General features: G+C 61.5%; 16 protein-coding genes. 10 read left to right on the top strand and 6 right to left on the bottom strand.

What is annotated here, in order from left to right; all coding sequences use genetic code 11:
• Positions 1–45: 45 nt before the first annotated feature.
• Positions 46–1,599 (top strand): sensor domain-containing diguanylate cyclase, encoded by a 1,554-nt coding sequence (locus tag OH720_RS20395; protein ID WP_272602664.1) that lies wholly within the window; start codon positions 46–48, stop codon positions 1,597–1,599.
• 3 nt (positions 1,600–1,602) lie between these two features.
• Here OH720_RS20395 and OH720_RS20390 read toward each other — a convergent pair whose 3' ends face one another.
• The 3 genes from OH720_RS20390 to dapA are packed head-to-tail and all read right to left on the bottom strand — an operon-like array spanning position 1,603 to position 3,855.
• The gene (locus OH720_RS20390; protein WP_272602663.1) at positions 1,603–2,520 is read right to left on the bottom strand and encodes a LysR family transcriptional regulator; all 918 of its coding nucleotides are present in this window, start codon (positions 2,518–2,520) and stop codon (positions 1,603–1,605) included.
• A gap of 24 nt (positions 2,521–2,544) precedes the next feature.
• On the bottom strand, positions 2,545–2,919 hold the full coding sequence (locus OH720_RS20385) for a DUF2784 domain-containing protein (RefSeq protein WP_272602662.1): 375 nt from the start codon (positions 2,917–2,919) through the stop codon (positions 2,545–2,547).
• 60 nt (positions 2,920–2,979) lie between these two features.
• A complete protein-coding gene (dapA, locus tag OH720_RS20380) occupies positions 2,980–3,855 on the bottom strand; it encodes a 4-hydroxy-tetrahydrodipicolinate synthase (protein ID WP_272602661.1) in 876 nt (291 codons plus the stop codon).
• A 407-nt stretch (positions 3,856–4,262) separates the two neighbouring features.
• On the opposite strand from dapA, the gene OH720_RS20375 reads away from it, so the two are divergent.
• The 3 genes from OH720_RS20375 (at position 4,263) to OH720_RS20365 (ending at position 5,484) form a co-directional block, all read left to right on the top strand.
• Entirely contained in the window at positions 4,263–4,961 is a 699-nt protein-coding gene (locus OH720_RS20375; protein WP_008063853.1) for an AzlC family ABC transporter permease, read from the top strand.
• Positions 4,961–5,272 (top strand): AzlD domain-containing protein, encoded by a 312-nt coding sequence (locus OH720_RS20370; protein ID WP_010455066.1) that lies wholly within the window; start codon positions 4,961–4,963, stop codon positions 5,270–5,272. Before OH720_RS20375 ends, OH720_RS20370 begins: the two co-directional genes overlap by 1 nt.
• A 68-nt stretch (positions 5,273–5,340) precedes the next feature.
• Positions 5,341–5,484 (top strand): hypothetical protein, encoded by a 144-nt coding sequence (locus OH720_RS20365; RefSeq protein ID WP_272602660.1) that lies wholly within the window; start codon positions 5,341–5,343, stop codon positions 5,482–5,484.
• Positions 5,485–6,336: 852 nt separating this feature from the next.
• On the opposite strand, the gene OH720_RS20360 is transcribed toward OH720_RS20365, so the two are convergent.
• On the bottom strand, positions 6,337–6,606 hold the full coding sequence (locus OH720_RS20360; RefSeq protein WP_272602659.1) for a hypothetical protein: 270 nt from the start codon (positions 6,604–6,606) through the stop codon (positions 6,337–6,339).
• A gap of 181 nt (positions 6,607–6,787) precedes the next feature.
• Positions 6,788–7,471, bottom strand: a complete 684-nt coding sequence (locus tag OH720_RS20355; RefSeq protein WP_272602658.1) for an SOS response-associated peptidase family protein — start codon at positions 7,469–7,471, stop codon at positions 6,788–6,790.
• 198 nt (positions 7,472–7,669) lie between these two features.
• Between OH720_RS20355 and OH720_RS20350 the strand changes: the two genes are divergently transcribed.
• The 3 genes from OH720_RS20350 (at position 7,670) to OH720_RS20340 (ending at position 9,962) form a co-directional block, all read left to right on the top strand.
• Complete coding sequence (locus tag OH720_RS20350) at positions 7,670–8,617, top strand: ABC transporter substrate-binding protein (protein ID WP_110750755.1); 948 nt, start codon at positions 7,670–7,672, stop codon at positions 8,615–8,617.
• 95 nt (positions 8,618–8,712) lie between these two features.
• A complete protein-coding gene (locus OH720_RS20345; RefSeq protein ID WP_272602657.1) occupies positions 8,713–9,612 on the top strand; it encodes a polysaccharide deacetylase family protein in 900 nt (299 codons plus the stop codon).
• Positions 9,613–9,722: 110 nt separating this feature from the next.
• Positions 9,723–9,962 carry a DUF1652 domain-containing protein gene (locus OH720_RS20340; RefSeq protein WP_272602656.1) on the top strand — a complete coding sequence of 80 codons (240 nt, stop codon included), beginning with the start codon at positions 9,723–9,725 and terminating at the stop codon, positions 9,960–9,962.
• A 9-nt stretch (positions 9,963–9,971) separates the two neighbouring features.
• Here the strand turns inward: OH720_RS20340 and OH720_RS20335 are convergent, their stop codons facing one another.
• The gene (locus OH720_RS20335; protein WP_272602655.1) at positions 9,972–10,868 is read right to left on the bottom strand and encodes a LysR family transcriptional regulator; all 897 of its coding nucleotides are present in this window, start codon (positions 10,866–10,868) and stop codon (positions 9,972–9,974) included.
• Positions 10,869–10,995: 127 nt separating this feature from the next.
• Between OH720_RS20335 and OH720_RS20330 the strand changes: the two genes are divergently transcribed.
• From OH720_RS20330 to catA, 3 genes are read left to right on the top strand one after another with little or no spacing between them, the layout of a single operon-like run.
• On the top strand, positions 10,996–12,141 hold the full coding sequence (locus OH720_RS20330; RefSeq protein WP_272606495.1) for a muconate cycloisomerase family protein: 1,146 nt from the start codon (positions 10,996–10,998) through the stop codon (positions 12,139–12,141).
• A 10-nt stretch (positions 12,142–12,151) separates the two neighbouring features.
• Positions 12,152–12,442, top strand: coding sequence for a muconolactone Delta-isomerase (gene catC / locus OH720_RS20325; protein ID WP_008029082.1), 291 nt, complete (start codon positions 12,152–12,154; stop codon positions 12,440–12,442).
• A 54-nt stretch (positions 12,443–12,496) separates the two neighbouring features.
• The gene (gene catA, locus OH720_RS20320; protein WP_272602654.1) at positions 12,497–13,426 is read left to right on the top strand and encodes a catechol 1,2-dioxygenase; all 930 of its coding nucleotides are present in this window, start codon (positions 12,497–12,499) and stop codon (positions 13,424–13,426) included.
• Positions 13,427–13,624 lie beyond the last annotated feature (198 nt).

Raw genomic sequence — 13,624 nt, 5'->3', positions numbered from 1 at the left:
ATGGAGCAGCAAGGGCCTTTTCATTCGATTCAAGGAGCGAACGTCATGGGGCAGCCGTCCATTCACGACCCTGTGGAACAACACCGGCAGGGTATCGCCCGGCTCAAGACCCGCTCTGCCGTGACCCTCTTGATTGCCGTCTGCCTGTCGATGGCGGTGATCGTGATCTGGGAAACCTGGAGCTCGCGCCAGTACCATCTGCATGACAAGGAAGTGGCCATGTCCAACCTTGCGCAGACCCTGGCCTCGCAGGCCCAGGCGGCGATAAAACAAGCCGACACGCTGCTGTTCACCCTGGTCGACCGCCTGGAGAACGAGGGTATCGAGCCGGGCCGGCTCAATCGCCTGCAACGCCTGCTCGGCGCCCAGCGCGGTGAGCTGAGCCAGGTCCACGGGCTGTTCGTCTATGACGAAACCGGCAAATGGATCGCCAACTCCAACGGTGCCGAGGTGGGGGTTGCCAACAATTCCGACCGCGAATACTTCATCTATCACCGCGATCATCCCGACCGCGGACCGCACATCGGCCCTTCGATCAAGAGCCGCTCCAGCGGTGAATGGATCATGACGGTGTCGCGCCGGATCAACCACCCCGACGGCCGTTTCGCCGGCGTGGCGCTGGCCACCCTCTACCTCAGCCATTTCCTGCAGCTGTACGATGGCATCGATATGGGCCGCAACGGCGTGATCAACCTGATCGCCGACGATGCCAGCATTATCGTGCGCCGGCCGTTTCACGAGGCCGACATCGGCACCAGCCTGGCCAAGAGTCCGTTGTTCACCAAGCTCCTGCCACAGGCCAGTTCGGGCACGGCTACCGTGCGGTCCATCCTGGATGGCGTGGAGCGGGTCGTGGGCTATCGCCGGGTCGAGGGTTATCCGCTGATCGTCTTTGCCGCACTCAACAAGGACGAGGTGCTGGCGGGCTGGCGCCAGGAGTCCTTGCTCAGTGCGGGGATCGTCGCGCTGCTGCTCGGGGTGCTGGGGGTACTCGGCTATCGCCTGATCAAGTTGATGAAGAAGCAGGACCGCATCCAGGGCGAGTTGCTTGGCACTCAGGAACGGCTGCTCGAGCTCAATCGCAACCTTGAGTTGCTGGCCCTGGAAGATGCGCTCACGGGCCTGGCCAACCGGCGCCAGTTCGACCTGTTCATCCAGGCGGAAATGGGCCGCGCCCGGCACAACTCGACGGGCCTGGCCCTGCTGATGATCGATGTCGACCACTTCAAGCCGTTCAACGATCGCTACGGCCATCTGGCCGGCGATGAGTGCCTGCGCAAGATCGCGGCGCTCATCACCGACCACATCAGGCGTCCTGGGGATCTGGCTGCGCGCTTTGGCGGCGAGGAGTTTGCCGTGGTGCTGCCGGGGACTGACTACGTCGGGGCATTCCTGCTGGCGGAAAAAATCCGCCATGCGGTCCAGGCTGCCAGCCTGCCACACACTGAAAGCCCTGATGGCAAGGTGACGGTCAGCGTGGGTGTGTGCGGTTATGATCCGGCGTCGAAGGCCCAGACCAGCGAGCTGATCGGGGCGGCCGACAAGGCGCTGTACGTGGCCAAGGCCAGCGGGCGCAATATGAGCGTGATTGCCAACTGAGGCTCAGGCAAACCGGTCGCTGCCCTGTACCAGCCGGGTGCAGAGGTAGGGTTGCTTGAGCTTCTCCAGCCACCAGCCCAACGCCCGCCCGTCGTGATCGCCGCGCCAGCCGGCATACAGGATGTTCGGCTCGCGGGGGTCGGCCATCTGTTTTTCCACCAGCGTGCCATTGTCCAGTAACGAGGCGACCCGATGCCTGGGCAGCCAGCCCACGCCGAGGCCGTCGCACTGGGCGAGGATTTTCGCGCGCATGGTCGGCACCGCCAGCACCGATTGGCCACCGGAGACACCGTAGGTACTGCCTTCGCTGGCCCGGGAGGAGTCCGCCACGACAATCGCGCGGTGCTGCGCCACCATGGCGCGGGTGATCGGTTCGGGGGCCTTGGCCAGCGGATGCCTGGGCGAGACGGCGAACACCCACTGCATTTCCCCCAATTGCATCCAGCGCAGGGACGCGATGGCCGGTGGCTCGTTGGTGGCGCCGATGATCAGGTCCGCGCGGCCTTCACGCAGGGCCTCCCAGACACCCCGGAGCACTTCCTGGGTGATGCGCAGCGGTACGCCGGAACCCAGCGCATCGAACTCGTGGATCACCGGGATCAGGGTTTCGAATTCCAGCAGTTCGTCGGTGACGATCCACAGGCGACTTTCCCAGCCATTGGCCACTTGCTGCACCCGTTGGGTCAGGCGCGAGACGTCCTGCATCAGTCGCGCCGCTTCGTTGACCAGCAATTCACCGGCCGGGGTGAGTTGCAGGCGGTAGCGCCGACGATCGAACAGCAAGGCATCGAAGCGTTCTTCAAGTTGCCGCGCGGCGTAAGACACCGTAGAGGGCGCCTTGCCGAGGTAGGCCGCGGCCCGCGACAGACTGCCGGTCTCGCGGATCGCTTGCAGCAGCGTCAGGTCTTCAGTCGACAGCATGGGCCGCACCCTCGTGTTTGACGGTTACGATAGACGCCGCCGTTTCCTGTGCCAGAACAATCGAAGATAGACCAGTACATTCACTAGCAGTACCGCGCTGCCCAGCCCCAGTTGAATGGCCGGTGTCAGCCCGGCCGGGTAGATGATCGGCCACACGTAATGTTCGATAAAGCCACCGCCGTAACCGGTTTGCCCCGCCCCCTGGCGCATCAGGTTTTCCCAGTGCGTCAGCGGGCAAGGCAGGTGGAACAGCTCCACCGCCACGCCCCAGATGGCGGCGGGCAGGTGCCACAGGATCAGGCGTGGCCATTTGAGCACCAGCAGTCCGCCGAACACGACGAACACAATGAACGCCAGGTGAAACAGCACCAGCCCATCGGCGGCGATTCGGTAGAGCATGTCGACCTCCGATCGCGTCAGTCGAATCGCCCCATGGTACTCGGGCGGGTGCCTGGCGCTCTATCGATTGTCGCTGTCCAGTGCGCCGAGCACCGCCTTTAAACGTCCCACCATGGCATCGCTGCTGCGTTGCATCGGTGCGCGCAGTTCATCAGTGATCAAGCCTTGCAGGGCCAGCGCGGTTTTCACCGGCGCCGGGTTGGGTTCGATGAACAGGCTCTGGATCAGCGGCAGTAGCTGGAAGAAGGTTGCCCGGCCGGCCGCCAGCTGGTTATCGCGAATCTGCCGGTACAGCGCCACGAAACGTTGCGGGTGGACATGGGCCGACGCGGCAATCGCGCCTTTGGCGCCCAGGCACAGGGCATTGAAAATCTGGTTGTCTTCACCGCACAGCACATCGACCTTGCCGCTGGCCAGCAATGCCAGGGTGTTACCCAGGTTGCCGCCACAGTCCTTGATCGCGACGATCCGCTCATGGGCGACGATGTTCAGCAGGGTTGCCTGGTCGAAGGTCACGCCGGTGCGGTAGGGGATGTCGTACAGGATCAGCGGCACACTGGACGCGTTGGCCACCGTTTGGAAAAACGCTTCCAGCCCGGCCTGGGACGGCCGGATGTAATACGGCGGCGGCACCAGCAGGCCGGCCACCGGGCGCTTGAGGATTTCCTGCTGAAAGTGCAGCAGCTCGATCAGGTTGTTGCCGGCCAGGCCCATGACGACCTGCCGGGCCGGCACTTGCTCCAGCACCGCATCCAGCACCGCCAGCTGTTCTTGTTTGCCCATGGCCGCCGGTTCGCCGGTGGTGCCACAGACAATCAGGCCGTCGACGCCTTGTTCCAGCAGATGGCTGACCAGCCGGCGCAACCCGACGAAATCGATAGCGCCATTGTGGAACGGCGTGACGAGGGGAACCCAGATACCTTGAAACGATGACATGCACTTTCTCCTGATGGTTGACCGATTTCGTCACCGTCAGAAGCGTAGAAGGAAGTAAGCAAGGGGAGGGTGGTCCGTCGCGCTCAATGTCCTGTCAGCTCATCTGACGGGACAGCGCGCCCCGATCACATGAGCGACTGTTTCTTCGATTTGAGGGCGTGCGCAACGCAACCTTGGGCCTTGGCAGTCAAGCCAATGACACAAGCGTCGAGATTGAAGGTTGCGGACATCTTTGGTTACACCCTGAATGAGACGCCCAGTTTTAAAAGCCGGCGCGTTGTTTGTCAATCACGAATATCAGGAAAATGCGCCGCCAGCCTGTGAGCGGCCCAAGTGCGCAAGATTGTTCAAGCCATCGACCGCGACTGCTGGCACAGTCTCAGGTCTTTCCCTGGTTGCAGAGCGTTATGTCCAATTCACTCTTGCCGCGCAGCGCATTCTTGCGTGGCGCCGTGGCGATCATGCCGTTATCCCTGGCGACGGCACCCTGGGGCCTGCTGGCGGGTTCCATGGCCATCGAAGCCAACCTCACGCCCCTGCAAGGCCAGGGCTTGTCGAGCATCGTGTTTGCCGGCGCCGCGCAGCTGGTGGCCATCGGCATGCTCAAGGGCGGGGCCGGGATTTTTTCGATCCTGCTGACCACCTTGTTGCTGACCTCCCAGCATCTGCTCTACGGGATGAGCATGCGTTCGGTGATCTCGCCGTTGCCGGGTCGCTGGCGAGCGGGGCTGGGCTTTTTGCTCACCGATGAACTGTTCGCCCTGACCAGCCAGCACGACAAGCAACAGTTCGATCGCTGGTACGCCCTGGGTGTCGGCCTGACGTTCTACGTGGCCTGGAACCTCTTCACCCTGGCGGGCATCGTGCTGGGCAGTAGCATTCCGGGCCTGGAACACCTGGGGCTGGACTTCTCCATCGCCGCCACCTTCATCGCCCTGATCACCCCGGTGGTGCGCAATGTGCCGACGGTGGTCTGTGTCGCGGTCTCGCTGTTCTGCTCGGTGCTGTTCAGCTACTGGCAATGGGGCTCGGCCCTGGTGCTGTCGGGACTTGCCGGCATGACCGCCGGGTTTATCTGCAACAAATTCCAGGGAGCGCGCACATGATGGTCTGGGCAGTGATTATCGGCATGGGCGTCCTGGTGTTTCTCAACCGCTATGTATTCCTGGAACCGCGCCTGCCGCTGCGCTTGAGCAGCAATGCCCGGCAGTTCCTCGGATTTGCCGTGCCGGGCATGTTGACGGCGATCTGCGGACCGATCGTGTTCATGCCGGACAAGCAGCTGAACCTGCAATGGGACAATCCCTACCTGATCAGTTCGCTGGTGGCCGTTGGGCTGGTGCTGTACACCCGCAATACCTTGCTCAGCATGCTGTTGAGCATGGGCTTTTTCTTTTTGCTGCGTTGGTGGCTGTGAGCCGGGCAGGGGAAATTGTTCTACGCTTAAAGTTGATGACCGATCCCTTCAGGAAGAGAGGTGAACCCATGGCAACAGAGCAAAAGCCGCTGGATCTCGAAGAAGATGAGGATGAACCGACGGAAGAAGAAATCGAAGAGCAAAAACATTCGGAGCAGACGTGGAAGCATGACGACAGCAGAGAGTTGTCGGAGCCTGACCGCAAGTTCTGAGTGACATATTTGGATTGGGTGTATATCCGTTGCTGCGGTAACGGCCACTTAGGGTTTCGCCCTTACGGCGAGTCACTTGGAAGAGCCCCAAGTAACCAAGGGCTCTTGCCCCTGGCGTTCGGTGCCTCGCTAATGCTCGGCATACCCTCGCTCCGGTCCTGCTCCGTGGGCCCGCCGCGCTGGGCCATCCCTGGCCCAGCGCGGCTAAACCGGCGTCCTGCCGGTTTACCCACTGCGCAGAACCTCCACTCGGCCTCTCGATGGGGCAAGAAAATAAAAAGCCAGATCAAGATCAAACGCAAAAGCGAGGCGGCCTTAAAGCCGACCTGATCGGGAGCCGTACGCGTTCCCCCCTGTAGGAGCCAGGCTTGCCGGCGAAGAACGATAATGCGGTACAACAGATACACCGCAGCGTCTGGTTCGCCGGCAAGTCGGATCGCCGCACCGCTGGCTCCTACAGGGGATTAGGGTATCTGCAAAAGTCAGGTCGGCTGTCAGGCCGCCTCGCTTTTGTTTTTGATCTGGGTGCCCCGTTAACCACGCTGGCCGAACGCAGGCATTGCGCAGTGGGGAAACCGGCAGGACGCCGGTTTAGCCGCGCTGGGCCATGGATGGCCCATCGCGGCGACCCACGGAGCAATGCCGGAGAGAGGGCATGCCGAGCCCTAGCGAGGCACCGAGTGGTGGGGCAAAGCCTTTTGCTTACTTTTTGGCGTTTGAAAAAGTGAGTCGCCGTAAGGGCGAAACCCTAAGTGGCCGTTACCGCAGCAATGGATATGCCCCCCCTTCCAATCCCTATTCAACCCCCATGCCTAAGTGAACAGCATTGCGCATCGAGCGGGGGCTTCGAGCTTATTCCAGCAACTGCGAAAAGTCGGGATGAGTAGCCCGATAACCCAGGTTCCTGTCGATCCACGCGTTCAACTCATTAACCATGACCGGGGCTTTGCCTGGATAGCGTTCGAGGATTGAACCCAGCACCTGTTTGATATCGGGAATTGAAAGCAGATTACGCGATTGTATGTACTGCCCAATGAAATGGTCGAGTTGGTAGTGCTCTGTCTTTGTAAGATAAATGCACACCAGACTTGCGACTTGATTATTTGTAAAATCGTCGCGCAATTGAGTTCTCTGCAAGGTTTGTTGTATGGAGTTTCCTTAGTTGCTGACTCTTTGGTCAACTGGGGATGCCGCTGGAAAATACGGCGCGAATCCTAGCCTCGACACTGACAATTGTATGTAAGTGCCTGATGTCGTCTGACAAGCGGTGGGAGCATCAAAATGCCATGTTTCTATACATGTTTTATGCCTTCAAAGTGTCAATCAACCCAGCCCCCTGATTCCTGACATTGCCCACGGCCTTATCGACCCGGTACCACTCGAAAGCATCACTGTCTTCCCCCTGCAGCAGCACCATTTGCTCGGCACGTTCCCTGGGCGTCGCCGGGTCCAGCCATTCGCGTGCCAGTTCTGCGCTGAACACCACCGGTCGGCGGTCATGCACGTCCAGCATGCCGCCCGCGCTATCGGCGGTGATGATGACAAAGCCGTCATCGTCCCTGGGGGCTGCGCCGCCCACCGGGAATTGCCCGATCGCCGCGCAGAAGACCGGCCCCTGGTCACGTCGGCGAATCAGCCAGGGTAGTCGCGTGCCATCCCCGGCATCGACCCATTCGAACCAGTTGTCCACCGGGCAGATGGCGCGATGGGGCCAGATGGCTCTAAAGAACGGGCCGTGGGCGACTTTCTCGACGCGCGCATTGATCGGCGCCGCACGATCCTTCGCCCAGTGCGGTCGCCAGCCCCAGCGCTGCGGGTCGGCGTGCAGGCCATCGCTCTCCAGGTGCAACAGCGCGAGCTGGGTGGTGGGCGCGGCGTTATAGCGGCCCAGTGGCTGATCGCCGACGTGGTTGATCAAGGCGTCGGGAATGCTCAGCACCGCCACGAAATCGTGAATGCCCCTGTATTGCGACAAGCGTCCGCACATCGATCGAACCCTCCGTTTGGAGTGTTCAGCATAGAGGTTTGAACCCAGGGGCGGGTGTCCGGCAGAACGCACTCTGTCGAGTCGTTGTTGCTGCGCAAACACTGTGTGCAACGGGTCATGAGCTTATGCGAAAAGGGTATTTAAAATTATTTATTAAGGCCTTTATGGTCTAAATAAATGAACCTCAAGGAGCCCCGGATGAACCTGTCCCGATTGCTGCGCGGTCTGTTGACCAGCGCCCTGTTTGCCGCGCCACTGGCCTACGCCAGCGAACCTGTCGTCCTGCATGTCGGCGATCAGAACTACTACAACATTCGTGCCTCGGTCGAAGCGTCCGGTGTGTTGAAAGGCGCGCCCTATACCGTCGACTGGAAACACTTCCAGGCTGCCGCGCCGCTGGCCGAAGCCTTGAGTACCGGTGCATTGGACCTGGGCTTTCTGGGCGATTCGGGCTTTCTGTTCCTGGCCGCCAAACAGGCGCCGGTCAAGCTGATCGGGGTGTCGCGGCAGAACCCGGACACCATCGCCTTGCTGGTGCCCAAGGACTCGCCGGTGAAAACCATCGCTGATCTCAAGGGCAAGAAAGTCGCCTATTGGCCGGGTGCCTGGAGCCAGCAACTGACCTTGCGCGCCTTGGAACAGGCCAACCTCCCGCAGGACTATGTCGATTTCATCAAGCTGATGCCGATCGATGCGGCCGCTGCGTTGCCCCAGGGCAGTATCGACGCCTTCCCGGTCTGGGAACCGTACATTTCCCAGCAGATCCTGTTCTCCGGCGCGCGGCCCATCCTCACCGCAAAGAACCTGATGCCCGGCCTGAGTGCCATCGCCGCCTCTACCCCTTCGATCGACAGCAAGCGCGAAGCCATTGCCGACTTCCTCGGGCGTCTGAAAAAGGCCCGGGCCTGGGTCGATAACCACACTGACGAATACGCTGACCTGTGGGCGAAGAAGGCCAATCTCGACCAGAACGTGTCCCGCCACTGGTTGCGCCAGGCCCACCTGACCGTCGGCCCGGTGGACGCCCAGGCAGCCGGGGATCTGCAGCACACCGCCGACTTCCTGTTCAAGGTCAAGGCGCTGCCGGCCGAGCTTGCCACCGCACCGATCATCGATCATTCGTTCCAGCAGGCACTGGCGAACTGAACCGCTGCCTTGGCGAGCGCCGGAACCAAACACTGTGTACCTTATCCAACCTCGGCCCGCGGCTGCGCGGATCACGGTCTGGTGCAAGGCAAAACATGAAACAGTTGTTCAAGGTTCTATCGGTGTTCGCCATGGCAGTCGGCCTGCTGGGCTGCATCGCCGCCCCCATTGAAATGACCGCGCAAACCGAACAGGCTTTGCGCACGCAACCACCGGTCCGCTTTTTGCTGACCTTCGACGATGGCCCCAGCGCCTCGAGTTTCTGGAACCCGACCGAAACCGTGCTCGACAGCCTGGCGATCAATCCCGTGCAACCCGGCATCAAGGCAGTGTTTTTCGTGCAGACCCGGGCCCCGCGGGCCGGCAACAGTGAAATCGGGCGGGCGGTCATGCACCGCGAGCGCGATGCCGGGCACATCCTGGCCTTCCACACGGCCACGCCTTCGCACACTAATCATCGCTCGCTGGACGCGCAGGAACTGGAACAGGCGCTCACCGATGGGTGTGCCGACATTGCCGCGATCACCGGCGCGCCGCCGACCCTGCTGCGCCCGCCATTCTGGAGCTACGACAAGCGCACCTTCGCCGCTTACCAGCAGCATGGCCTGCATGTGCTGCTGACCGACCTGAGCGCCAATGACGGCAAGATCTGGGGCTTCAACGCCAGCCCCCGGCGCCGCGCCCATATGCTGCGATCGATGTCCGAAGTGCGCGAACGCATTGCCCGGGGCGAGCTGCCAGTGGTGGACGGGGTGATTCCGGTGGTGGTGACGTTCCATGACCTCAATCGCTACACCGCGCGGCACACTCGCGAATACCTGCAGATCCTTCTCGACAGCGCCCGGGCGACGGGTGTCAGGACCGCGCCATTGGCGTTTTATGACGATACTGCCGCGCTGCAACGGGCCGCCATGGCCCGCACGCTGCGCGACAGCTCACAGCCGGCGCAGTTGCCGGGGATCTGGAACTGGATCTGGAAAGACAATAGCCATTGAGCAAAGGCTGCAAATGCGAGGCAGTTAACAGTTTTGACTGGCGCAGAATCGGCAAATGGCGTCTATTCTCACCGGATCCATTCCGTTTCACTGCCACGGAGGCGTCGGTCATGGTTCCCATTTCAGTCCTTTGCAACATTGTAGAGTCCGGTTTTGAGCCCCTGTCTTGCGACTGCACGGAGAGCGGCGGGCTGCTGCGGATCGAGGTCTATGAACCCGCCAGCGGGCAAGTCAAGCTGCTTATCGCCGGTGTATCAACCGAGCAGTTGACCAGCGTGCGTGCCATTTCCGACTTTATCGGTGAATTGCGCACCGAGATGAGCGCCGGACGCCGGGCATTCGCGGGCTGAACACCGCTCCTACACGGGCAAGATCGCCTGTGGCAGCAGCTCGTCGATCATCCGCAAACAATGGTTCAACCCCGGTGACACATCGCCCACCCGCCGACTGAGAATGATCGGTGAGGTGGCGTTGTCTTCCAGCAGCGGAGTGAATCCAATGTCGTCGCGGTGCAGCAACTGCACCGAGGCCGGCACCAGCGTGATCCCTATCCCGGCACCCACCAGCCCGATCGCCGTCTGCAGCTCGTTGGTCCATTGCGCGATATGGATGCTCACCCCATAGGATTCGAACAGCGCGATCACGTGGTCGGCATAGCTGGGGCGCGGGTTACCGGGGTACAGCACGAACGGCTCTTTGGCCAGGTCGCGCAGGCTCACGGGCCCGGCCAACAGCGGGTGACCGGCGGGCAGGGCGGCCACCAGGCGGTCTTCAGTGAGCACGGTCTGGACGATGGCCGGGTCGTCGATGCGGATGCGGCCGAAGCCAACGTCGATGCGCCCGGCCTTGAGCGCCTGCACCTGCTGCAGCGTGGTCATCTCCGACAGCCCGAGTTCCAGTTCCAGCGGTTCGCCACTGCGCAAGCGGCGAATCAGTTGCGGCAACACGCCGTAGAGCGTCGAGGGCGCAAAGCCAATGCCCAGCCAGGTCTTTTCCCCGAGGCCAATGCGCCGCGTGTTGTCGCAGACCTTGTGCAACTGGTCGAGCAGGGCGGTGGAGTGCTCATGGAAGAAGCGTCCGGCGTCGGTCAGCTTCAACGGTCGGCCACGCTCGAGCAGCATCACCCCCAGTTCATCTTCCAGCTGCTGGATTTGTCGGCTCAGGGGCGGCTGGGCGATGTGCAGCCGTTCGGCGGCGCGGGTGAAATTGAGGGTTTGAGCCAACACCTGAAAGTAACGCAGGTGACGCAGTTCCATGGGGCCTCCGGATATCGAGCGCTTGCATACCTTCAGGGTATCAAGCCAGACCAATTCTATATTGGCCGCCCGGAAAAAGCCGTATGAGAATCAGGTCCAGAACTTCAAGAACCTGACGGGTATCGAAATGCTTGCTACAGCCATTGAATCGATCGAGACGATCATCGTCGATCTGCCGACCATCCGCCCGCACAAGCTGGCGATGCACACCATGCAGAACCAGACCCTGGTGGTCATTCGCGTGCGCTGCGCCGATGGCATCGAAGGCATCGGCGAAGCCACCACCATCGGTGGCCTGGCCTATGGCAACGAAAGCCCTGACAGCATCAAGACCAACATCGACAAGCACTTCGCACCGTTGTTGATCGGCCAGGACAGCGGCAACGTCAATGCCGCGATGTTGCGCCTGGAACGCAGCATCCGTGGCAACACCTTCGCCAAGTCCGGCATCGAAACCGCACTGCTGGATGCACAGGGCAAGCGTCTTGGCCTGCCGGTCAGCGAATTGCTCGGCGGGCGCGTACGTGACTCGCTGCCCGTGGCCTGGACCCTGGCCAGCGGCGACACCGAAAAGGACATCGCCGAAGCGGAAAAAATGCTCGACCTGCGCCGCCACCGCATCTTCAAGCTGAAAATCGGTGCCGGCGAAGTCAATCGCGACCTCGCCCACGTGATTGCGATCAAGAAAGCCCTCGGCGATCGCGCCAGCGTGCGGGTCGACGTCAACCAGGCCTGGGACGAAGCCGTCGCCTTGCGCGCCTGCCGCATCCTCGGCACCAACGGCATCGACCTGATCGAACAGCCGATCTCGCGCAACAACCGCGCTGGCATGACCCGCCTGAATGCCATGAGCCCGGCACCGATCATGGCCGACGAGTCCATCGAGTGCGTGGAAGATGCATTCAACCTGGCGCGCGAAGGCGCGGCCACGGTGTTTGCCCTGAAGATCGCCAAGAATGGCGGCCCGCGCGCTGTGCTGCGCACCGCCTCCATTGCCGAAGCGGCCGGTATCGCCCTGTACGGCGGCACCATGCTCGAAGGCGGCATCGGCACCATGGCTTCAGCCCATGCCTTTGTCACCCTGAATAAACTGGCGTGGGACACCGAACTGTTCGGCCCGCTGCTGCTGACCGAAGACATTCTCAGCGAACCGCTGGTTTACCGCGATTTCGAGTTGCATGTGCCCAAGACCCCGGGTCTGGGCCTGAACCTGGACGAAGAACGCCTGGCGTTTTTCCGTCGCGACAAGACATCCACCATTCATCAAGCCTGAGGAGAGCATTATGCTGTTCCACGTAAAGATGACCGTGAATTTGCCGGTCGACATGAACCCTGAACGCGCCGCGCAGCTCAAGGCCGACGAAAAAGCCCTGGCCCAGCGCCTGCAGGACCAAGGCAAGTGGCGTCACCTGTGGCGCATCGCCGGGCTCTACGCCAACTACAGCGTGTTCGATGTCGACAGCGTCCAGGAATTGCACGATTTGCTCATGCAACTGCCGCTGTATCCGTACATGGCAATCGAAGTCACCGCGATGTGCCGGCATCCTTCGTCGATTCGCGAGGATGACCGCTGAACCCAGCCTGTTCAGTTCGCCATGCCAATAATTACAAGATGAGGAACCTGTAAAATGAACGTCAAGATTTCCCACACTGCCGAAGTCCAGAAATTTCTCGAAGAAGCCAGCGGCCTGCATAACGATGCCGGTGATGCGCGCACCAAAGCCCTGATCTACCGCATTCTGCGCGATTCGGTGAACATCATCGAAGACCTCGCCGTCACCCCGGAAGAGTTCTGGAAAGCGGTCAACTACCTGAACGTGCTGGGTGCACGCCAGGAAGCCGGGCTGGTGGTGGCCGGCCTGGGCCTGGAGCACTACCTCGACCTGCTGATGGACGCGGAAGACGAGCAGGCCGGTAAATCCGGTGGCACCCCGCGCACCATCGAAGGCCCGCTGTACGTGGCCGGTGCACCGCTGTCCCAAGGCGAAGCACGCCTGGATGACGGCGTCGATCCAGGTGTGACCCTGTTCATGCAAGGCCGTGTGTTCAACACCGCTGGCGAACCTTTGACTGGCGCCATCGTGGACGTGTGGCACGCCAACACTGGCGGCACCTACTCGTACTTCGATGCTTCCCAGTCGGAATTCAACCTGCGTCGCCGCATCGTCACCGACGCCGAAGGCCGCTACCGTTTCCGCAGCATCGTGCCGTCGGGCTACGGCTGCCCACCGGACGGTCCGACCCAGCAACTGCTCGATCAACTGGGCCGTCACGGCCAGCGTCCGGCGCACGTGCACTTCTTCATCTCCGCACCGGACCATCGTCACCTGACCACCCAGATCAACCTGGATGGCGAGAAGTACCTGCACGACGATTTCGCCTACGCCACCCGCGACGAGCTGATCGCCAAGATCACCTTCAGCGATGACCAGGCGCGTGCAGCGCAGTACGGTGTCAGCGGTCGCTTTGCGGAAATCGAGTTCGACTTCACCCTGCAATCGTCCGCCCAGCCTGAAGAGCAGCAGCGCCACGAGCGGGTGCGTGCGCTGGAGGACTGATTGTCCTGATTCACTGTGGGAGCGAGCCTGCTCGCGATGGACGTCAACGATGACGCTGGGTGCCTGATGCCCCGCGGCGTCCTCAAGTCCATCGCGAGCATGCTCGCTCCTACAGGTTACATTGTGAAATGACCCACAGGTCAGTCCACTGATACACCACTGCCAGTACTGCCCTAGAATGACCTGATGCACCCTATA

Source organism: Pseudomonas sp. WJP1, assembly GCF_028471945.1.
GTDB lineage: Bacteria > Pseudomonadota > Gammaproteobacteria > Pseudomonadales > Pseudomonadaceae > Aquipseudomonas.
The sequence above is the reverse complement of the archived record's forward strand: the minus strand, read 5'-3'. Positions and strand labels throughout refer to the sequence as shown.